The sequence below is a fragment of the Streptomyces sp. RKAG290 genome, assembly GCF_023701695.1.
Lineage (GTDB): Bacteria > Actinomycetota > Actinomycetes > Streptomycetales > Streptomycetaceae > Streptomyces.
This window is the reverse complement of sequence record NZ_JAJOZC010000001.1, coordinates 7,533,351-7,553,202: the sequence shown is the minus strand read 5'-3', so window position 1 is coordinate 7,553,202 and position 19,852 is coordinate 7,533,351. Positions and strand designations below refer to the sequence as shown.

Below are 19,852 nucleotides of genomic sequence, written 5' to 3'. Positions count from 1 at the left end.
CGCGGATCGCACCGAGCCCGTACGCGAAGAAGGAACCCCCACGATGAACCATCCCGCACCGCAGGCCCTGCGCACCGTCACCGGAGAACTCGCGGTCTCTTCGGTACGCGGCCCTGCCCTCGCCCACGAGCACCTCGTCCTGGACCTGGACCGGCTGGGCGACGGCGCGGCCGTTCTCGACCCCGGGCGCCACGCCGCGGCCGTCACCGCCGAGCTGGCCGCGCTGCGTGAGGAGTTCGGGCTCTGCCTCGTCGTCGAGCTGACCTGCCGGGGCATGGGACGCGACGTCCGCGCGCTGGCGAGGATCGCCCGGGACGCACGGGTCGCCGTCGTCGCCGCGACCGGCTGGTACTACGAGCCCTTCCACACCCCGGAGATCGAGACCGGTGACGTGGAGCAGCTCACCGCGGTCCTGGTCCGCGAGATCGAGGACGGCATCGGCTCGACCGGCATCCGGCCCGGCGTCCTCGGTGAGATCGGCAGCCACGGCGACCTGCCGACGGCTCCCGAGGCCAAGGTGCTGCGGGCCGGTGCCCGGGCCGCACTGGCCACCGGCCTCTCCCTTGCCACACACGCGCAGCTCGGCCGGGGCGGCCTCGCCCAGCTGGACCTGCTCACCGGTGAGGGGCTGCCCGCCCACCGCGTCAGCATCGGCCACCAGGACCTGCTCGACGACCCCGGTATCCACCGGGAGCTCGCGGCGCGCGGGGCGTACGTCGCCTTCGACACCGTGGGCAAGTCGTCGTACCAGAGCGACCGGAACCGGCTGCGGCTGCTGCTCGCCCTGCTGGAGGCCGGCCACGCCGACCGGGTGCTGCTCAGCTGCGACATCTCCCGCCACGGATACCTCGGGAGTGAAGGCGGCCAGGGCTACGGGCACCTCTTCCGGAGCTTCCTGCCCCAGCTCCGGGCGGCGGGCGCCGACGACGACCTGATCGACCTGCTGACCCGCCGCAACCCGCTCTGCTTCCTGACCGGCGCGAGCGTGGAGGAGAACTGACATGAGCCCCGTACTTCCCCCCACCTTCCCGCTGGCGACCGTCGGTCTGGACGACGCCGTCGCGAAGCAGTTCCGGCTGCTGGAGGCCACCGCCGCGCACTTCGAGGGACAGCAGCTCTTCTCGTCCGACGCGGGAGTCGTCCCCGGTCTCGGCCGGCCCCGCACCACCGCCCGCGTCGAGGCCGTGCTCGCGGACTTCTTCGGGCCGAGGACGCCGCCTTCGTGCAGGGCGCGGGCACCGGCGCCATCCGGGCCGCCCTCAACGCGGCCGTCCGGGCGGGCGACCCGCTGCTCATCCACCGGGCTCCGGTCTACCGCACCACCGAGGTCACGCTCAGAGGCATCGGCGTACGGACCGTCGAGGTCGACTTCAACGACTCCTCGGCGCTGCGCGAGGCCCTGGCAACCGGGCAGTTCCGGTGGGCGTACGTCCAGCACACCCGGCAACGGCTCGCGGACTCCTACGATCCGGCCGAGGTACTCGCCGCCTGCCGGACGGCCGGGGTCCGCACGATCGTCGACGACAACTACGCCGTCATGCGTACTCCGGCCGCCGGGGTGGAACTGGGCGCCGACGCCTCCTGCTTCTCCCTCTTCAAACTGCACGGACCCGAGGGCGTCGGCCTCGTCGTCGGTGCCGGCGACCTGGTCACGCAGATCCGCCGCGACAACTACTCCGGCGGCGGGCAGGTCCAGGGCCATCAGGCACTCGACGCCCTGCGTGCCCTCACCCACGTCCCGGTGATGTGGTCCCTGCAGTCGCGGGTGGGTGCCGAGGTCGCGGAGCGGCTGGCGGCCGGTGAGGTGGACGGTGTGGCCGAGGTACGCATCGCCAACGCCCAGGACCGCTGCCTGCTGGTCCAGCTGCAGCGGCCCGTCGCCACGGAGCTGCCCTCCGTCGCCGCCCGCTTCGGCGCCGCCCCCTACCCCGTCGGCTCCAACTCCCGCTACGAGATCGCCCCGCTGTTCTACCGGATGTCCAGCTCCGCCCTCGACGACTCCCCCGAACTGGCCGACTGGACCGTGCGCATCAACCCGATGCGGGCGGGCGCGGACCTCGTCATCGACATCCTGCGCCGCTCGCTCGCCGCCCTGGACGACCCGAAGGACGACTGACCGTGTTCCTCGACACCGTGCTCACCCGCAATCCCGGGCTCGTCGATGCCGCGGCAGCACTGCACCGGAACGGCGAGATCCCGCCCGACACCTACGTCATGGACCTGGATGCCGTCGAGGCCAACGCGGCGCTGCTGGCGGCGGAGGCCGAACGCCTCGGCATCAGCCTCTGGTTCGTCGTCAAGCAGCTCGGCCGCAACCCCGAACTGATCCGGGCCATCGCCCGGCACATCCCGCGCTCCGCCGCCATCGACCCCGCGGAGGCCCGCACCCTGCACACCGCCGGAGCTGAGCCCGGCAACCTCGGCCATCTCGTCCAGATCCCCCGGCGCGTACTGCCCGAGATGCTGGCCTGGCGTCCGGAGACCGTCACCGTCTTCGACCTGGCCAACGCCCGCGCCGTCTCCGAAGCGGCACGCGAACTGGGCTTCGTCCAGGACGTACTGATCCGCCTCGCGGGCGCCGACGGCGACGTCTACCCCGGGCAGGAGGGTGGAGTCCCACTGGATCGGCTGGACGCCTTCGCCGAGGGCGTCGAGGGACTGGACGGGGTCCGGATCGCGGGCGTCACCGCCTTCCCCTGCGTCCTGTGCGACCCGGCGTCGGGCATGCCGGCCGCCACGCCCAACTTCGCCCTGGCGCTGAAGGCCCGAGAGCTGCTGGCCTCGCGGGGGCACCACGACCTCAAGCTCAGCGCCCCGAGCGCCACGTCGATGGCCTCCCTCCCGCTGCTCGCCGAACTCGGGGCCACCCATGGCGAGCCGGGCCACGCCCTCACCGGCACCACCCCCCTGCACGCCCTCGATCCGGCCCAGCCGGAGCAGCCCGCCTACGTCTACGTCAGCGAGGTGGCACACACCCTCGACGACGGCCGCCCGGCGATATACGGCGGCGGCTTCTACGCCCGCTCCCACATCCGCAGCGCCCTCCTGCCCCGTACCGGCACCCGCCTGGGTGTGCAGCACGCACCCGCGGAGAACATCGACTACTACCGGCTGCTCGACGCCCCCACCACCGCGGCGGACGTCCGCATCGGGGACACCGCGCTGCTTGCCTTCCGCACCCAGATCTTCGTCACCCGCTCGACCGTCGCGGTCGTGTCCGGACTCGCCTCCGGCACCCCGCGGCTGAACGGGCTGTACGACGCCCAGGGCCGAGCCCTCTAAGGAGCACTCCATGGCCAAGACCGTCATCGTCGTCATCGACGGATTCGGCGTCGGCGCCATGCCCGACGCGGGCGCCCTGCGGCCGGGCGACCTCACCGCCGACACCTGTGGACACGTCCTCGACCACAGCCGCGCCGCATTCGGGCGGCCGTTGCGCCTGCCGGTGCTCGGGGCACTCGGGCTCGGGCTGGTGCACCCGCATCCGGATCTTGCACGCCGTACCCATCTGCCCGTGGCCGCGGGCAGGGCCGCGCTCGGCTATCCGGGCGCGGACACCTTCGCGGGCCACCAGACCATGATGGGCGCGGACTTCAGCCGGGTGACGGTGGCGCGGCTCGGCGACCACCTCGACGAGGTGGCCGACGCGCTCACCGCCGCCGGCCACCGGGTCGAACCGCTGGACGGAAAGGCGCTGCTCGTCGTCGACGGCACGGTCCTGGTCCACGACAACCTGGAGGCCGACCCCGGGATCAACTGGAATGCCTCGGGCCGCCTCGACGACGTCTCCTTCGACGGGCCCGGCGGGATCCTCGCCATCGCCCGTACCGTGCGCGCCGTAGCTCCGGTCGCCCGCGTCATCGCCGTGGGCGGTCATGCGGATGGTCCGCTCCCCGCCTTCGTCCGTTCCGGCGACGGGGGGACGGTCGGACTGGACACCCCGGCAACGGGCTTCTACCGCAACGGCGGCCTTCAGGTGCAGCACCTGGGCGCACCGCTGGACCACACCCGCCAGCTTCCCGAGCTGGCGGCACGGGCCGGCATCCCGGTCACCCTGGTGGGCAAGGCCGCCGACATCCTGGTGTGCGAGGCCGCGATCCGGCACCCGGCCGTGGCCACCGCCGACGTCCTGGCACACACCCTGGACGCGGTGCGCGCCGAGGGCGATGCGCTCGTGGTCGCGAACGTCCAGGAGACGGACCTGGCGGGGCACCAGCAGGACACCGGTCGGTACGGGCAGTTGCTGGAGCAGGTGGATGCCGGGCTCGCCGGGCTCGTGGCGCTGCTCGCAGACCCCGGCGACCGGCTGATCGTCACCGGTGACCACGGCAACGACCCCACGATCGGCCACGCGAACCACACCCGTGAGTACGTGCCGGTGCTGATCCACCGCCCCGGTGCGGACGGGGTGGAGCTGCTGCCGGACGCGCACAGCCTGGCCGACGTCGGCGCCACCGCGGCGCTGTCGCTGGCACTTGACCCGGAGGAACTGGCAGGCGGTTCCCCGCTGCACACCGGTCGACGCGCGGCCTGAGTCGGCGTCCGCCCGCCGGTGATCTGTTGGTCCGACGCCTGCGTGGTACCGGTTCCGCCGCGTGCTTCATCAGCCTTGTCCCGCGGGTGACGTGGCTTTCCATCCCGCCGCCGTGCGCCTGTCTTCCCGGCCCATGGGCCAAGGGCGGTGCGGGTGACGGCGATCAGGTTCCGGCGGGCGGGCCGAACTTCTCGGGCGCGAGCGCTGTCAGCAGGGAAGTGACCACGAACTCGGTCGATGCCGCCATGTCCACCGAATCCGGCGCCAGCAGCCACTGCACCTGCAAACCGTCCATCACCGCAATGATGGCGTTGGCCGCGTTCTCGGCCTTGTCCGCAGCCTCGGCAGGAAGGTCGCACGCCTCGCGCAGGGCATCGGTCACGAAGGACCGCAGTCCGCTGTAGCGCTCGCGGAAATAGTCCTGTGCCGGATGGTTCTCGGTGACGGACTCGGCCGACAGCACGGCGTAGAGCCGGACGATGCCTTCGCGCTCGGCGTTGCGCAGCGCGGTGTCGATCAGGTGGCGCAGGAACTCCAGGCCACGGGGACGGTCGGGTCCCAGCTGTTCGATGTCCGTCTGATCGCGGAGTTCGAGAACGCTGGTGAGCAGGAGCGCCTTGGAACGGAAGTAGTGCAGGACGCCCGCCTGCGTCAGACCGGCCCGGTCCGCGATTTCGGCGAGGGAAGCGTTGTTGTAGCCGCGGGCGCCGAAGGTGTCCATCGCGATGTGCAGAATGTCCCGCTGCCGCTGCTGCGCTTCAGGGCTGCGCGGCGTACGGGGCTTGGCGGGACGCGCCGGCCGGCCCGCTGACTGGTTACTCACCGGCACAGCTTAGACCGACCGCAACCGAGCCCATTCCTGAGCTCACACCCGCTGATCAGGTGGCGGGCCCCAGCGTGCAAGGAAACTGGGACCAAGTACTTACTAACCACTTAGTGAGTGTGCTTTTATATCGCCGTCATTCAAGGAACAGCGCCCTCATGGCCTTCAGGTGAGCCATCGGTCACGTCGTGTCCGGGACCCCGACCACAACGGAGACCGGCCGCACCACCCGTCAGGTACGACCGAAGGAGAGCCGCACATGTCCTATCCGCATCCCCTCCGCCCACGAGCCGCGCGCGCAGCGGGCGCCGCACTCGCGCTGGCCGTCGCCGCTCTGGGCCTCGTCGGCACCGGCACGGCCGCCCAGGCCGCCGACCCCACGGCCCAGGTATGGCTCACCACCCCGGACGGGAGCAAGAAGCTGTCGTCCGAGGGCACCGTCCCGTTCACCGGCTCACCGCAGTCCGTAGACATACGCATCGACGGCAGCAGCAAGGGCCAGCGGTTCACCGGGGCGGGCGCTTCGGTGACCGGCGCCTCCGCGCACCTCATCCAGGGCCTCGCGCAGGACAAGCGCACCGAGCTGATGAAGTCGCTGTTCTCCACCGGCGGCGACGGCATCGGGCTCAACTACCTGCGCCAGCCGCTCGGCAGCAGCGACTTCAACGCCAACAGCGACCTGTACACCTACGAGGACACCCCCGGGTCCTTCTCCATCGACCGGGACAAGGCCGAGATCATCCCGGTGCTGAAGCAGGCCACCGCGATCAACTCCGCCATCCGCTTCATGGGCTCCCCCTGGTCTCCGCCCGCCTGGATGAAGACCAACAACGCCCTCAACGGCGGCAGTCTCAAACCCGAGAACTACCAGGCGTACGCCGACTACCTGGTCAACGCGATCAAGGCGTACGGGCAGCAGGGCATCACGCTGACCGACCTGACTGCGCAGAACGAGCCGGAGTTCGCCGCGAGTTACCCGTCGATGACCATGACGTCGTCGCAGCAGGCCGACTTCTTCAAGGTGCTCGACCGCACCCTCACCTCGGCCGGCCTGCCCACGAACCTCCTGGCCTTCGACCACAACTGGGACCATCCCAACTACCCGATCGAGGTCTTCAACGGCACTCCGGGCATCAACCGGGTGATCGGCGCGGCCTTCCACTGCTACGGCGGGACCCCCGCCGCGGAGCAGCAGGTCATCAACGCCGGCAAGCGTGTCTTCTTCACCGAGTGCTCCGGCACGGAGAGCGCCGACCGGGCCACCACCTTCGCCGACACCCTCCGGTGGCACGCGGAGAACCTCGTCGTGCAGAACATGCGCAACGGCGGCGAGACCGTCGTGAACTGGAACCTCGCGCTCGACCAGAACGGTGGCCCGCACCAGGGCGGCTGCACCGATCGCTGCAACGGCATCGTCGACATCGCGAACGGCAACGTCACGCGCAACGCCGAGTACTACGTCCTCGGCCACGTAACGAAGTTCATCAAGCCCGGCGCCACCCGCATCGGCTCGACCAGCCAGGGCAACGGAGGGGTCGAGAACGTGGCCTTCCAGAACCCCGACGGCAGCCGCGCCGCCTACGTCGTCAACACCGCCACGGGCTCCCAGCGGTTCTCCCTGACCGACAACGGCAAGTCCCTCGTCTACACCCTGCCCGCCGGTGCGGTCGCCACGTTGGTGTGGAGCGGCACCGACGGCGGAACCACCGAGCCGCCCGTCGAGGGTTCCATCGACCCGAGCACCTGGTACCAGGTCAGGAACAGCAACAGCGGCGCATGCCTCGACGCCGCCGACTGGGGCACCGCCGACGGCACCGCCCTCCAGCAGTGGGCCTGCGGCACAGGAGCCAACCAGAGCTGGCAGTTCAGGCCTACCGGTGACGGCAACTACCAGGTCGTCAACCTGCACAACGCCAAGGTCTGGGATGTCGACGGCGGGCCCGGTGCCACCGCTGCCGGGGCCAAGGTCCATCTGTGGACCTACGTGAGCGGCACGAACCAGCAGTGGAAGGCGGAACCTGTCGGCTCGGCCGGCCAGTACCGTTTCACCGCCCGCAACAGCGGTAAGTGCCTGGCCGTGGACGGTTCCTCCACTGCGAACGGGGCCAGGCTGTCCCAGCAGGCATGCAACGGGTCCCCGGCTCAGGCGTTCACCCTGAGTCACTGACGCGGTCGACCGATCCGTTTCCGTAGCGGATCGTGTGGGGGCCCGGTCCGTCGGACCGGGCCCCCACGGCTGCAGGCCTCGGACCGCGGGCCGGCGGACGTCGTTCGGACAGAACGTGGGAGGGCCATTGCAGGAATCCGCTCCCGTTGCCGCGTGTCGGACAGGCGGTGAGCGAGGAAGCGAGGACGCTGCGCCCTCGACGACACCGGCCGGGTTCGCGCGCGGTCGGCCCGCTCTCCTTTTGGTCGGCCACGCCGAAGTATGAGCAGGGGGAACGCGGGCACACGGGCTGCACCTACTCAAGAAGGAGTTCCACCCATGCTGGGAATTGTCGCAGCCGTCCTCTTCTTCATCGCATTCCTGCTCAACGCCGCCGACATCACGACCAACGACACCTTCTCCTCAGTGAACGTGATGCTGCTCGGCCTGACGGCCCTGGCACTGCACGTGGCCGGGATAGGTGACGGCTGGGGTCGCGGCCGGTCACGCAGACGCTGATCCGCGGTCCGGGAGCGGGAGGGCCTCGGCGTCGTACCGGCCGGCAGCCGCCAGCGCCTGTGCCATCACGGCCTGATCTCCGATGCGGTCGGCACGGACGACGACGTCGACGCCGGAGGGCGTGAGCAGGGACCGGCTGAAGACGATGACGACCCATGCATCGTCCTCACCGGTCTCCCGCACCTCCCACACGCTCGTCAGTACCGCGAGCAGCCCCTTGCCCCGCCAGCGGTAGACCGTTCCGGGGCGGGAGGTCAGCCGGGTGTCCGTACCTGAGATGCGGCGCGTCCGGCCGCCCACCAGGTACGCGACCTCGTCCCGCATCCGGGGTGCACCCGAACTCCCGCCGGGCAGTGGGGTGTACGTGAACGTGGCGTCGGTGCGCCTTCCCCCTCGCCACATGGGGAACGACGAGCACACGATGTCCCACGTACCGGCCAGTCGTTCGGGGTTCGCGTCGACGTGATCCATGGCCGCGAGCCTACGGGCACGTCCGGCTCCCCCCGCGCCCTGCTACGTACCGGCGCACCTGGCAGAGGGCCACGGCTTCACTGCATGAAGGAGCCAATTCCTTCTCGGTACAACCATCTTCGTCGTCACCCCGTCCTACGACATGGACGTGCAAAGACGACCGAAGGAAGACTTCATGCCATGGATGCGACGCCCTGACACCCGCGGTGTTCGACGAGCCGGCGCAGCACACGGAGCACGCGCGGCCGCGCCGCTTGCCGCCGCGCTGCTGGTGTCGGCCGGTCTGACCATCGTGTCGCTCACTCCCGGGGAGGCCCACGCGGCCGCGGGCCGAGCGGCGTCGGCGGAGGACTTCAACGGCGACGGCTATGCGGACCTCGTCACTGCGGCACCCGGCGCGACTGTGTCCGGCAAGGGGCAGGCGGGCTACGTGGCGGTGACGTACGGCTCGGCGAAGGGACTCGATCCCGCGAACCGGAAGGTCGTGAGCCGCTCGACGAGCGGAGTGCCCGGGTCTGCCGCCGCGAAGCAGCGGTTCGGGAGCACCTTCAGCAAGGGCGACCTCGACGGCGACGGATACAGCGACCTCGTGATCGGCTCCACTCCTGCGTCTGCGGGCAGCGTCGTCGTCTGGGGGTCCTCCTCGGGGCTGACCGGCGGCACCGCGGTCGCCGGCTACGGGCAGACCCCGCAAGTGGGCGACTTCGACGGGGACGGCAAGGCGGACCTGGCGCTGTTCGGTGACGCGAAGGTCGAAGGCGACGACCCCGTGCAGCAGGCGGCGAACCTGTGGAAGGGTCCGGTCTCGCGCGCGGGCAAGCCGGCCGCGGTGCTCGACTTCCTGGACAGGTCCGAATGGTGGGGCTACAACGACGACGACGCGGGCTGCGCGACCGACGACTCGTGCGTGGACGGTCCGCACTCCCTGAGCGGGCCCACCACTGCCGAGTCCGTCGGCGACGTGAACGGCGACCGGCACGACGACATCGCCGTCTGGGCCTATGAGGGCGACGGGGTCTGGGGCAACCACGTGCTGCTCGGCGGCGCGCATGGCTTCAGGGTGTCCGCCACACTCGGCGACATCGGCTCCGTGGGCGGCGACGGGGCCACCGACATCGGCGACGTGGACGGCGACGGCTACGGCGACGTGGTGATAGGCAGCGACGACGACACCGGCAAGGTCACCGTCCTCTACGGGTCGGCCTCCGGCCCCTCCACCGGCCGCGTGAGCACCTTCGACCAGACCCTGCCCGGGTTCTACGGTGCCCAGGAGGAGGGCGACCACGTCGGCTCGTGCGTCTCGGTCGCCGACGTGACCGGAGACGGCCGGGCGGAGATCGCACTCGGCATCAGGGGCGAGGACTTCGGTGGGCTGACCGATGCCGGTTCGTTCGCACTGCTTCACGGCACCGCGTCAGGTGTCACGGGCGAGGGCAGCCAGGTGATGCAGCAGAACACCTCCGGCGTCCCGGGTGTGGCCGAGAAGGGCGACAAGTTCGGGGCGGCCTGCGCGCTCCTCGACGTCAACGGCGACGGCCACCTCGACCTCGCCGTCTCCTCGACTGGGGAGAACGCCTCGGCCGGAGCGGTGTGGACCCTGAACGGCACCGGCAAGGGCCTGACCGCGACACGCTCGACGGCCTTCGGTCCCGGCGATGTCGGGGGGCCGGTCTCCAAGGCGCTGTTCGGCAGCTTCCTGCGCTGACGACGCCGCATGGATTGCGGCGATCCGCCGGGCGGCTCCGTTGCCGTCCGGCCGGTCGCCGGGGGCTCGCGCTCGGCGGCGCGGATACTCCCGGCGCCGGCCTCGCGGGGGCCGCGGCTGTACAAGAACGGGCCGGGAGCCGGCCTCAGCAGCGTGGGCCTCAGTCGCAGGGGGATTCGTGAGCGTCCGGGCAGTCGGTTCACCGGCGCCCGTTCCCTGATCAGTGCTGAACTTGCCCGGACGAGCGCTGCAGATCGCGCACCCCGGGGTACCGACCACACGCCGGCCGGAGCGGCAGCCCGAGATCCGGCGCCGTACCGGTGGCATCGCAGCCGATCCACAGAGCCCGGCCGAAATGACCGCAGGCGCGGTGTCGATGTCCCGGGGTGGTGGGCTACGAGGTGCGTTCCAGGAGGAGGGCCATGCCCTGGCCACCTGCGGCGACGACGCTGACCAGGGCTGTGCAGAGGTCGTCGTGGCGCAGGGTGGCAAGGGCGGTGGTGGTCAGTCGGGCTCCGGCCGCGCCGTAGGGCTCGCCGATGGCGATCGAGCCGCCGTGCGGGTTCATGCGCTCGGGATCCAGACCGAGTTCGGTGCAGTAGGCCAGGATCTGGGCGGCGAATGGTTCGTTGCCGGCGATGGTGCCGACGTCCGTCAGGGACAGGCCGGCTCTGCTCAGGACGGTGCGGGTCGCGCCGACGGGGACGGGGCCCTCGGTCTCGGGAGTGCCCGCGCTGACGGCGGTGGCCAGGATTCGGGCGAGAGGAGTGTAGCCGTGGCTTTGAGCATAGGTCTCGGACATGACGATGACTGCGGCCGCCCCGTCGGACAGCGGGGCACTGTTGCCCGCGGTGACCCTGCCGTCGGGGCGGAACCGTGGCGGTAGGGCGGACAGGGTTTGCTGGGTAACGCCGGTGCGCGGGCAGTCGTCAGCGGTGGCGGTGGTGCCGTCCGGGGTCTTGATCGGGACGATGTCACCGAAGTGGAAGCCTTGGTCGAGGGCAGTCTGGGTGAGTTGATGGGACCGCGCTGCGTAGGCATCCATGTCGCTGCGAGTGATGCCGTACAGATCGGCGGTGTTCTCGGCGGCCAGTCCCACCGGGATGTAGGGGTCGGGGTGGCCACCCTGTTCCCGTGGGTCGCTCCAGGGGCCCGCGTTGGCCTGTGAGCGCCGGACCGTGCGCCGGCCGGCGGTGCGGAAGGCGGGGTTCTCGGTGTCGGGCCAGGTATCGGAACTGCCGTGGGTGAGACGGGACTGCGACTCGACTCCGGCCGCGATGACGACATCGGCGTCTCCGCAGCGTACGGCTTGCGCGGCGATGCGGATCGCTTGCAGAGAGGAGGTGCAGAAGCGGTTGACGGTCACTCCGGGTACGTGGTCCCAGCCGAGCAGGACGGCGGCGATCCGGGCGATGTTGAAACCCTGTTCACCACCGGGCAGGGCGCAACCCACGACCAGGTCGTCCACGTGCCCGGGCATCAGGCCGGGGGTGCGGGCCAGGGCTTCCGCCACGGTGCGGGCGAGCAGGTCGTCGGGGCGCATGGTGGCCAGTACGCCCTTGTGGGCGCGTCCGATGGGGCTGCGAACGGCTGAGGTGATCACGGCGTGCTGCATGGCGGCGTCCTGTGTGGTCTCGGCGACGGGGAATCAGCGGGAAACGGGAAGTGGGGCGGTGTCGCGGGCACTCAGAGGTGGAGGGTGGGGCGGTGAGTGCGCAGCCATTGGTCCAGGTCCAGGACGAGTTCCAGTCCCTCGCGGGGGAAGCGATCCGTGCCGGTGGGTTCCAGCAGCAGGCTGCGTACGACGGCAACGTTCAGGAGGTCGGTGGCGGGTCCGGCCTCGGTCACAACGCGGCTGACCTGTGCGGTGAGGGCCGCGCGGTAGGCGGGATCGCGAATCATGGGATAGGGGCTCTTGCGGCGGGTCAGGACCGGTTCGGGGAGCAGGTCGGTGACGGCCGCGCGCAACAGGCTCTTCTCGCGGCCGTCGAAGGTCTTCATGTCCCAGGGGGTGTTGAAGACGTACTCGACCAGGTGATGGTCCAGGAAGGGCACCCTGACCTCCAGGCCGACGCCCATGCTGAGGCGGTCGGCGCGATCCAGCAGGCAGGGAAGGAACCGGGTCAGGTTGAGATAGCTGTCGCGGCGCAGCGCGGTCTCTGCCGGGGTGATGCCGGGTGGGTGCTCGATCTCGGTGCAGGCTGCCTGGTGGAGGTCGGCTCGGTGTGCCGGCAGGTCCAGGGCGGCGGCCAGGGACGGGTCGAGCAGCTGGGTCAGGTCTGCGCGATCCAGCACACTGTCCCAGGGAAAGGATTCTGCTGCCGCGACCCGGGGAGTGAACCAGCGGTAGCCGCCGAAGAGTTCATCCGCCCCGTCCCCGGCCAGGGTGACCGGGAAGTCCTCGCGGACCGCACTGTAGAGCTGGAGCAGCGAGGTATCGAAGTCCCCGAGCGTGAGCCCGTCGCGCAAGTAGCCGACCCGGGCGCGCCGGGCCGGGTCGGCGAGCAGATCGACGTCCAGTTGGACCTGGCGGTGTGAGCTGGCCAGGTGGCGCACCATCAGCTCGGCGTAGGGACCGTCCGGGTCACGCCCCATGGCGTCGCGGTCGGATGCCTGATTGCCGAGGTCCACCGACAGGGTGTGCAGCGTCCCTGCCGCGGGGCGGGCCACTGCGGCGATCGCGCTTGAGTCCAGACCGCCGGACAACAGGACGCTCACCGGCACGTCGGCTGCCAGTTGCCCGGTGACAGCCTCCTCCAACAGCTGCCGTACCCGTGCCACCGTGGTGGGCAGATCATCGCTGTGCTCGGCCGGGCCCAGCGACCAGTAACGACGTGCGCACGCGCCCTCGGGCGTCATGGTGACGACGGTGCCGGGAGCGACCTCCTCCAGTCCGGCGAACGCACTGCGTCCGGGTGTCTTGATCATCGGATGGGCGGACAACAGCAGCTCCCGCAAACCGTCCAGGTCCAGCCGCTCGGTCACCGCCGGGTGCGCCAACACCGCCTTGGGCTCGGAGCCGAACACCACCGCGTCGCCAATTCGCGCGTAACACATGGGCTTGATCCCGAACCGGTCCCGCGCCAGCGTCAGCCGCCGCGGTCCCGGCTCCCACGCGGCGTAGGCGAACATTCCCTCCAGCCGTGCGGGCGCTCCCTCGCCCCAGGCATCGATCGCGTGGAGCACGACCTCGCTGTCGCTCCGGGTGGTGAACCGGTGCCCGCGGGAGATGAGTTCTGACCGCAGGCGGGCGTGGTTGTAGACCTCGCCGGCGAAGGCGACCGCGAGCACTGTGCGCTCGCCGCGAGCCAGGACCATGGGCTGCCGGCCGCCGGCCAGATCCACGATGGCCAGCCGGGTGTGTCCCAGTCCCGCCGCCCCCTCGGCCCACATGGCAGCGGCGTCCGGTCCTCGGCACGCCAGGGTCTCGGTCATCTCCTTGAGCGAAGTGCCTTCGGTGTCCTTGGGCACATGTCCTGTGAAACCGGCATAGCCGACCAGCCCGCACATCGTTGAACCTCCCCGCGCCCCGGCGCGGGGCGTGTCGCACGATCCGGATCCAGGAGCCCTCCCTCGCACCGCGGATACCGCGCGCGACGGGTGCAGGCCCGGTGCCGGACCCGGTACGCCGGCCACCACCACGGAAACGATCAAGACGCGCCCTGGTCACCCCCTCTCACAGTGAACCGCCCGAACGGATGCCCGTCTCCATCGAGCCATCGAAGTGGGACGACCGACGCCCGGCGGTGCAGGAGAGGGAATGATCGGGGTATGGACGTGGCAGATCAACTGGTGCGAGCGGCGGCCGCCGGCGACGTGACCTCGGTGGCGCGGCAGTTGGAGCGGGGTGCCGCGGTGGACGCGCCGGACAGCCGCGGACGTACGGCGCTGGATGTGGCAGCGGGTCAGGGGCATGCCGGTGTTGTTCGCCTGCTCGTTGACGCGGGAGCAGATCCGGAGCAACGGGCGGGTGAGTACAAGGAGTCGACACCGCTGTGCCTGGCGGCCATCCGAGGCCACACCGCGGTCGTGGGGGCTCTGCTCGATGCCGGCGCCCGAACCGGCGCACAGGGCAGGATGGGCTTCGTGCCGCTGGTGCTGGCAGCCACGGCGGGGAACGCCGGGTACCCGGAGACCGTGGATCTGTTGCTGGACCGCGGCGCGGATGTCGACGCGGTGATGAAGCACAAGTCCGCCGTCGACTGGGCCGCCGGGTTCGGACAGGACCGGATGGTGCGCCGGCTGCTCAGCCGCGGTGCCACCCTGACGGCCAGGCTCCGACCGTAGCGCGAGCTCGCCGACCAGGTCCGAGTACAGCTCGGCGGCGGCACAGGAGCGGGTACCGGCAGGAGGTCAGGACAGCCCCGGCCCGGCGGAACTCCCGGCGGCCCCGCTCGCGTCGTAAGGATCATGACGGACATCGACACCACACGCCTTGATGAACTCGCCGACTCCTGGGACGAGATCCGGGAGGACTACCAGGACTCCCACAACGACGAGTACGACCAGGCGGTTCTCGACTGCGCCACCCGACTCGCCGCGGACCCAGGCGGGGCGTCGGCTCCCGTGTGGACGCTCGGGCTGGTCGTGATGGCCCCTACCTCACCTGGCTGCCGGGCGAGGGTGTCACGCCGAAGGCCATGGCAGCTCTGAAGGCCGCCGACACGGCGCTGCGCGAGCGGCCGTGCGATCACGAATCCCATCCGTACGCGAGCCATGACGGCGCGGACGACACCTACCTCACCGAACAGTTGTCCCTGCTCGCCGACGACGCGGCGGACGGTGAGGATGACCGGGCCCGGAGCGAGTGGCGCTGCCCGCACAATGCTGCCGGATTCGCCCGGATCGCGATGGACATCGTCGAACCGGGATCGGTCAGGGATGTTCCACCGCGGCTGCCGGTGGAGGCGACGAACACCATAGACACCCTCGCGGCGCTGCTGCACGGATACCCGAAACCGTGGACCGACATCGACGAGGAGATCTCCTCCCAGGCATGGAATCTGTCCACCGCCGATCCCGAGGACCGCGCCGGACACCTTCTGATCGTCAGGGCGGTCACCTGGTACGCCGTGTCAGGCATGGTCCGGGCCAAGTCGGTTCTCGACGACCTGGTCGACGCACTGGAGAGGACCCTTCCGCACTACGCCGACGCGTCCTGCGGACATGAGCGGCATGCGACGCTGCCCGACAGCGGTCCGGACGCTGCGGAGCTCGGGGTCGTACTGAGCAGCTCCGGAGGGCGGGCCGTCTACGCACGGGACCAACGGGCTGGACGCACACCCCCGTTGGAGAGCGTTCTGTGCCCGGTCTTCATGACAGAGATTGCGGAGGAGTCCCTGAGGGTGCTGCGCGAGCGGCGCGAGGAGCTCTTCGGGGCTCGGGACACCTCCCACGCCGACGCCGAATATCTGCGCGCGGACGGCCGGCTCGAGATCGAGAGGATCGTGGAGCGACTCGACTACAAGAGCTGGAACGAGCAGTACGCCTACGATCTGGGCCTGTGGGCCGCCCGCCGGTACGAGCAGGCCGATGAGCGGGGGCGTCCGGTGTTGCTGCTCACCGCCTGCCAGGCGATGAAGATCTCGTACCCGGACCCGCCGCCGTCGGTGGTCCGCGGTGTCCTGGCCACGATGCGTGCCGTCGCCGCCGCACCCCGGCCCCTGGAGTGCGCGCACGAGGACGAGCACCCGACGTTGCAGTACGCGGACTTCGGCTCCGGCCTGCCGCATTTCTACGCCCCGGAGGAGTTCTCACCGGCCGGGGAACCACACAGCAGGGAAGCGTGGACCTGCCCGAACTTCGCCGCGGCGGTCGCCGAGGAGTGCGTCAGAGACCTGGAGAACGCGGAACTGGACGAGGACGAGGATTGATTGGCCGTCCAGCCAGCCCGGCGTTCCCGATTCCACCGCTCGTCGTAGCGGCATGGCGCCCGGTGGAGAGCCGTTCGGCGATACCCGCCGCCATTTCGCAGAGCTACCTCCCGTTTGCCGTACCTAGGACCCCTAGGATAAACCTAGGGGTCCTAGGTACTTACGGAGGACGCATGGCGAGGGCAGGGCTGACAGCGGAGCGGGTGACGGCCGTGGGGGCCGAGCTGGCGGACGAAGTGGGGCTCGATCAGGTGACCATGTCGCAGGTGGCACGGCAGCTCGGTGTGAAGGATGCGAGCCTCTACACGCACGTGCGCGGTCTCGAGGATCTGCGTGGCCGGATCGCGTTGCTGGCTGCGGACGAGAAGACCATCCGCATCGCGGAGGCGACCGCCGGGCGGTCGGGCAGGGACGCGCTCGTCGCCTTTGCCGACGCCTGGCGGGAGTACGCCCATGAGCATCCGGGCCGCTACATGGCGACCCAGACCCCGATCCGGATCGACCCGGAGCTGGCCGCGAAGGCACCCGGACCGCGGCGCGCGGTCGAGCTGACCTACGGCATGTTGCGCGGCTACGGACTGGCCGAGCCGGACCTGACCGACGCGGTCCGGCTGCTGCGCAGCACGTTCCACGGGTTCGTCGCCTTGGAGGCCGCGGGCGGGTTCGCCCACCAGCGTTCGCCGCAACGTTCCTGGGTCCGCGCGCTCGACGCCTTGCACACCCTCCTGGAGCACTGGCCTGCGTCCCGAGAAGGAGACTCCGCATGACCGCCCCGACCATCGGCAGCCTTCGCGTGAGCGGCGCAACTCTGCACTACGAAGTACGCGGCCACGGCCCGCTCCTGCTGCTGATCCCCGGCGGAACGGGCGGCGCGGCCTCCTTCGACGACGTCGCCGACGTCCTTGCCGCCGAATACACGGTCGCCGCCTACGATCCGCGCGGGATGTCCCGAAGCGTGCTGGACGACCCCGAGGCAGAACAGAGCGTGGCCGAACACGCCGACGACGCGTTCCGACTGCTGGAACTGCTGTCGCCCGGTGAGCCCGCCCGGGTGTTCGGCGCCAGTTCGGGCGCGATCGCTGCACTGCATCTGCTCACCACCCATCCCGAACGCATGCGACGCGTCGTGGCACACGAGCCTCCGGCGGTAATGGTCCTGCCCGACGCCTCCGACCATCGCGCATTCCTCGCGTGTGTGCAGGAGACACTGCGCACCCAAGGGCTCAGGCCGGCGATGGCTGTCTTCGCCGCCGGGCTGCAGAAGGGCGGCGACGCCACCGAGCCCAAGGGCGAGTTGAAGCTGCCGCCGCAGGCGGTGGCACGGATCGAGCGGACGATGGCCAACCTGCCGTACTTCGTCGGCAGTGTTGTTCCGAGCTTCATGTCCTACGCCCCGGACCTCGATCGGCTGGAGGTGCTGTCGGACCGGCTCGTGCTCGCCTGCGGCCAGGACTCACGTGGTGAGCTGGCCTACCGTCCGGCGGCTCTTGTCGCCGAGCGGCTCGGCACGGAGCTCCTGCACTTCCCCGGCGGCCATATCGGCCTGACCACGCATCCCGCCGAGTTCGCAGAGCACCTTCGCAGGGCATTCCGTGTCCGTGCGACATCCCGCGAGTCCCCTGAGCCCTGCTGAGTCCTTGGCCCCGAGACCCCTCGCGAACGCGCGTCCCTGCCGGCCCGGTTGGCCGCGTCGACGCAGGGGTGCCGAGGACGGGCCGGCTGCCTGACCTGATGCAGGCGGCTCCCTGCGACCCGGTCAGCCGTACATCGCCACCTGATAGAGAGCCGCAAGCGCGGCGTCGATGGGATGGGGCTGCGGCCTGCCCGAGGGGTCGAGCCTGTTCCACCTCTGCAGGTTCACCGCGACGGACATCTGCCGCCCGCCGTCGGCACGGATCATGGAAAGTGTTCCGCCGCCCCAGACCGTGCCGCCGTGGCCCCAGAAGGTGTCCTGCCCGGGAGCTTCCATCGGGTGCAGGCCGAGGCCGTAGTCGATCGTCCTTCCCTCTTGGGAGACGACCTGCACGGTTCGTTGCATCTGCGCCAGCGACGACGGGCTGACGATCTCACCGGCGACCAGCCTGCCGAAGAAGCGGTTGAGATCGGCGACGGTCGAGATCAGCGAGGCTGCCGGCCCCACCCACGACATGTCGTAGACGCTGTAGTCGCGTGGCGGGTCGATCATCCCGAACCACGCCTCGTAGATCTGCGAGTGCGGCCCGTGGACGTACGGGTCGGCGGGGAATCCGGTGTCCCGGAGCCCGGCGCGCTCGATGACGTTCTGGGTGATGCACCGCTCGGGCGTGGTGCCGGTCACCTGTTCCAGGAGTTGGCCGAGGAGCAGGTAGTTGGTGTTGGAGTACAGCCCCGGAGTACCGCCCGGGGCAGCGAAGGCAGGGGCGGTGACGCCCATTTCGATCAGTTCGGTGGGGTGGAACCGTGTGAAGCGGTGGTCGTCCAGGCTCTGCGGCCCGGTGTCCGCGAGGACGGGGAACGCCCTGAGGGAGGGATACGCGTAGGGGAGGTACTCCGCGAGGCCGCTGGTGTGGTTGATCAGCATCCGGACCGTGATCGCGTCACCGCGTTCCCCGGGCACCAGCTCCGGAAGGTACTTGGCTATCGGCGCGTCGAGGTCGATCCGGCCACTCTCCACCTGCTGCATCACCGCAGCGGCGGTGAAGGTCTTGGTGACGCTGCCGATGCGGTGGCGCATATCGGCGGTGACGGGGCGGTCGGTGGCCACATCGGCGACGCCTGCGGCGCCGCGCCAGACCTGGTCGCCGTCCCGCACCTCGGCGAACAGGCCCGGCACACCGGCGCGGTGGACGTTCTCGATGGCGGCGTGCAGCTTCGTGGGATCCAGTGGGTTTCTCACGACAGGCGTCCTTTCGTATCCCCCGGGGCGTCGGTCGCCGACCCGGGTAACGGGGCAGGAGCGGCACGCCGGCCCGTCTGTTGCCGGGACCCTTCGGCATGCCCATGCCTCCATTATGCACGCGGTGCGTGCAACACCAAGTGCATAAGTTAGAATGAGTCGGAAGACAGGGGTGAGATGACAGGCAGAAGGCGCTGGTCGACCGAGGAGATCCTTGATGCGGCGGCAGAGCTGCTGCGCACGGGCGACGCCGATTCGTTCAGTGTGCGCAAGCTCGCCGCGGCGCTCGGGACCGACTCCTCCAGTCTCTACCGGCATTTCCGCAGCAAGACCGAACTGCTGCGCGCGGTCGCCGACCGGATCCTGCTGGCCGCCATGGACGACTACCGCCCGAGGGCGACTGGAAGCAGCGCATCATGGGCCTGGCCCTGTGCGTGAGAGAGGCCTTCGGCCGGCAGCCCCAGCTCGCCTCGATCTGGGGACGCTACGCGTCAAGCGGCACCGGCTCGCGGCTGATCATGGAAGAGGTGCTGCAGGCCCTGCGCGCCTCGGGACTGCCCGACGAGGAGATCCCGGCGCGCTACCACCGGATCGCGGTCCTCATCGCCGCGTTGATCGCCTCCGAGGCCGGGGTCAGCACCGTCACCCCCGCAGAGCATGAACAGGGCATAGAGCTCTTCCGCGTCGCGGTACTCGGCGCCGACCCCGAACGCTTCCCGGCCCTGGCCCACTTCGCCCGGGACGTCCGCCCCTCGGGGCGGACCGCCGCACCGCGTTCGAAGAGATCCTCGCCGCCCAACTTGCCCACATCGAGGCCGAGGCCGAGGTCGGCCCGCGCTAGACGGCTACGCGTGGATGACCGAAGCCGCCAGGCCGCCACTCCATCCCTGAGCAAGTGGACTGGCC

The 19,852-nt window shown here is 70.4% G+C and carries 16 protein-coding genes and 2 pseudogenes; 13 read left to right on the top strand and 5 right to left on the bottom strand.

The features are described 5' to 3' along the window. The first annotated feature begins 43 nt into the window (after positions 1-43). The 4 genes and pseudogenes from LNW71_RS33410 to LNW71_RS33395 all read left to right on the top strand — a co-directional run bounded on the left by LNW71_RS33410 (position 44) and on the right by LNW71_RS33395 (position 4,534). Positions 44-1,000, top strand: coding sequence for a phosphotriesterase (locus LNW71_RS33410; protein ID WP_250971599.1), 957 nt, complete (start codon positions 44-46; stop codon positions 998-1,000). A gap of 1 nt (position 1,001) precedes the next feature. After that, positions 1,002-2,116, top strand: a pseudogene (locus tag LNW71_RS33405) (aminotransferase class V-fold PLP-dependent enzyme). A gap of 2 nt (positions 2,117-2,118) precedes the next feature. Then, a complete protein-coding gene (locus tag LNW71_RS33400; RefSeq protein WP_250971598.1) occupies positions 2,119-3,282 on the top strand; it encodes an alanine racemase in 1,164 nt (387 codons plus the stop codon). A gap of 10 nt (positions 3,283-3,292) precedes the next feature. After that, positions 3,293-4,534: a phosphopentomutase gene (locus LNW71_RS33395; protein ID WP_250971597.1), complete on the top strand. Its 1,242-nt coding sequence runs from the start codon at positions 3,293-3,295 to the stop codon at positions 4,532-4,534. Positions 4,535-4,697: 163 nt separating this feature from the next. Here the strand turns inward: LNW71_RS33395 and LNW71_RS33390 are convergent, their stop codons facing one another. Next, complete coding sequence (locus tag LNW71_RS33390; protein WP_308294543.1) at positions 4,698-5,357, bottom strand: TetR/AcrR family transcriptional regulator; 660 nt, start codon at positions 5,355-5,357, stop codon at positions 4,698-4,700. Positions 5,358-5,616: 259 nt separating this feature from the next. On the opposite strand from LNW71_RS33390, the gene LNW71_RS33385 reads away from it, so the two are divergent. Continuing rightward, the gene (locus tag LNW71_RS33385; RefSeq protein ID WP_250971596.1) at positions 5,617-7,524 is read left to right on the top strand and encodes an RICIN domain-containing protein; all 1,908 of its coding nucleotides are present in this window, start codon (positions 5,617-5,619) and stop codon (positions 7,522-7,524) included. A 318-nt stretch (positions 7,525-7,842) separates the two neighbouring features. Further along, on the top strand, positions 7,843-8,022 hold the full coding sequence (locus tag LNW71_RS33380; protein ID WP_250971595.1) for a hypothetical protein: 180 nt from the start codon (positions 7,843-7,845) through the stop codon (positions 8,020-8,022). Here LNW71_RS33380 and LNW71_RS33375 read toward each other — a convergent pair. Further along, positions 8,008-8,493: a hypothetical protein gene (locus LNW71_RS33375; RefSeq protein ID WP_250971594.1), complete on the bottom strand. Its 486-nt coding sequence runs from the start codon at positions 8,491-8,493 to the stop codon at positions 8,008-8,010. The genes LNW71_RS33380 and LNW71_RS33375 overlap by 15 nt on opposite strands. A 175-nt stretch (positions 8,494-8,668) precedes the next feature. On the opposite strand from LNW71_RS33375, the gene LNW71_RS33370 reads away from it, so the two are divergent. Next, positions 8,669-10,198 (top strand): FG-GAP repeat protein, encoded by a 1,530-nt coding sequence (locus tag LNW71_RS33370; RefSeq protein WP_250971593.1) that lies wholly within the window; start codon positions 8,669-8,671, stop codon positions 10,196-10,198. A gap of 394 nt (positions 10,199-10,592) precedes the next feature. Here the strand turns inward: LNW71_RS33370 and LNW71_RS33365 are convergent, their stop codons facing one another. Further along, on the bottom strand, positions 10,593-11,813 hold the full coding sequence (locus tag LNW71_RS33365) for an acetyl-CoA C-acyltransferase (RefSeq protein ID WP_250971592.1): 1,221 nt from the start codon (positions 11,811-11,813) through the stop codon (positions 10,593-10,595). A gap of 71 nt (positions 11,814-11,884) precedes the next feature. Then, on the bottom strand, positions 11,885-13,708 hold the full coding sequence (gene asnB, locus LNW71_RS33360; protein ID WP_250971591.1) for an asparagine synthase (glutamine-hydrolyzing): 1,824 nt from the start codon (positions 13,706-13,708) through the stop codon (positions 11,885-11,887). Positions 13,709-13,969: 261 nt separating this feature from the next. On the opposite strand from asnB, the gene LNW71_RS33355 reads away from it, so the two are divergent. The 5 genes from LNW71_RS33355 to LNW71_RS33335 all read left to right on the top strand — a co-directional run bounded on the left by LNW71_RS33355 (position 13,970) and on the right by LNW71_RS33335 (position 17,704). Next, positions 13,970-14,485, top strand: coding sequence for an ankyrin repeat domain-containing protein (locus tag LNW71_RS33355; RefSeq protein ID WP_250971590.1), 516 nt, complete (start codon positions 13,970-13,972; stop codon positions 14,483-14,485). 123 nt (positions 14,486-14,608) lie between these two features. Next, a complete protein-coding gene (locus tag LNW71_RS33350; protein WP_250971589.1) occupies positions 14,609-14,851 on the top strand; it encodes a hypothetical protein in 243 nt (80 codons plus the stop codon). After that, positions 14,839-16,071 (top strand): hypothetical protein, encoded by a 1,233-nt coding sequence (locus LNW71_RS33345; RefSeq protein ID WP_250971588.1) that lies wholly within the window; start codon positions 14,839-14,841, stop codon positions 16,069-16,071. The genes LNW71_RS33350 and LNW71_RS33345 overlap by 13 nt, the downstream gene beginning before the upstream one ends. Positions 16,072-16,244: 173 nt before the next feature. Then, on the top strand, positions 16,245-16,838 hold the full coding sequence (locus LNW71_RS33340) for a TetR/AcrR family transcriptional regulator (protein WP_250971587.1): 594 nt from the start codon (positions 16,245-16,247) through the stop codon (positions 16,836-16,838). Then, positions 16,835-17,704 (top strand): alpha/beta fold hydrolase, encoded by an 870-nt coding sequence (locus LNW71_RS33335; RefSeq protein WP_250971586.1) that lies wholly within the window; start codon positions 16,835-16,837, stop codon positions 17,702-17,704. The genes LNW71_RS33340 and LNW71_RS33335 overlap by 4 nt, the downstream gene beginning before the upstream one ends. 123 nt (positions 17,705-17,827) lie before the next feature. Here the strand turns inward: LNW71_RS33335 and LNW71_RS33330 are convergent, their stop codons facing one another. After that, positions 17,828-18,946 (bottom strand): serine hydrolase domain-containing protein, encoded by a 1,119-nt coding sequence (locus LNW71_RS33330; protein ID WP_250971585.1) that lies wholly within the window; start codon positions 18,944-18,946, stop codon positions 17,828-17,830. A 177-nt stretch (positions 18,947-19,123) separates the two neighbouring features. On the opposite strand from LNW71_RS33330, the pseudogene LNW71_RS33325 reads away from it, so the two are divergent. Continuing rightward, positions 19,124-19,787 (top strand): annotated as a pseudogene (locus LNW71_RS33325) (TetR/AcrR family transcriptional regulator). The last annotated feature ends 65 nt before the right edge of the window (positions 19,788-19,852 follow it).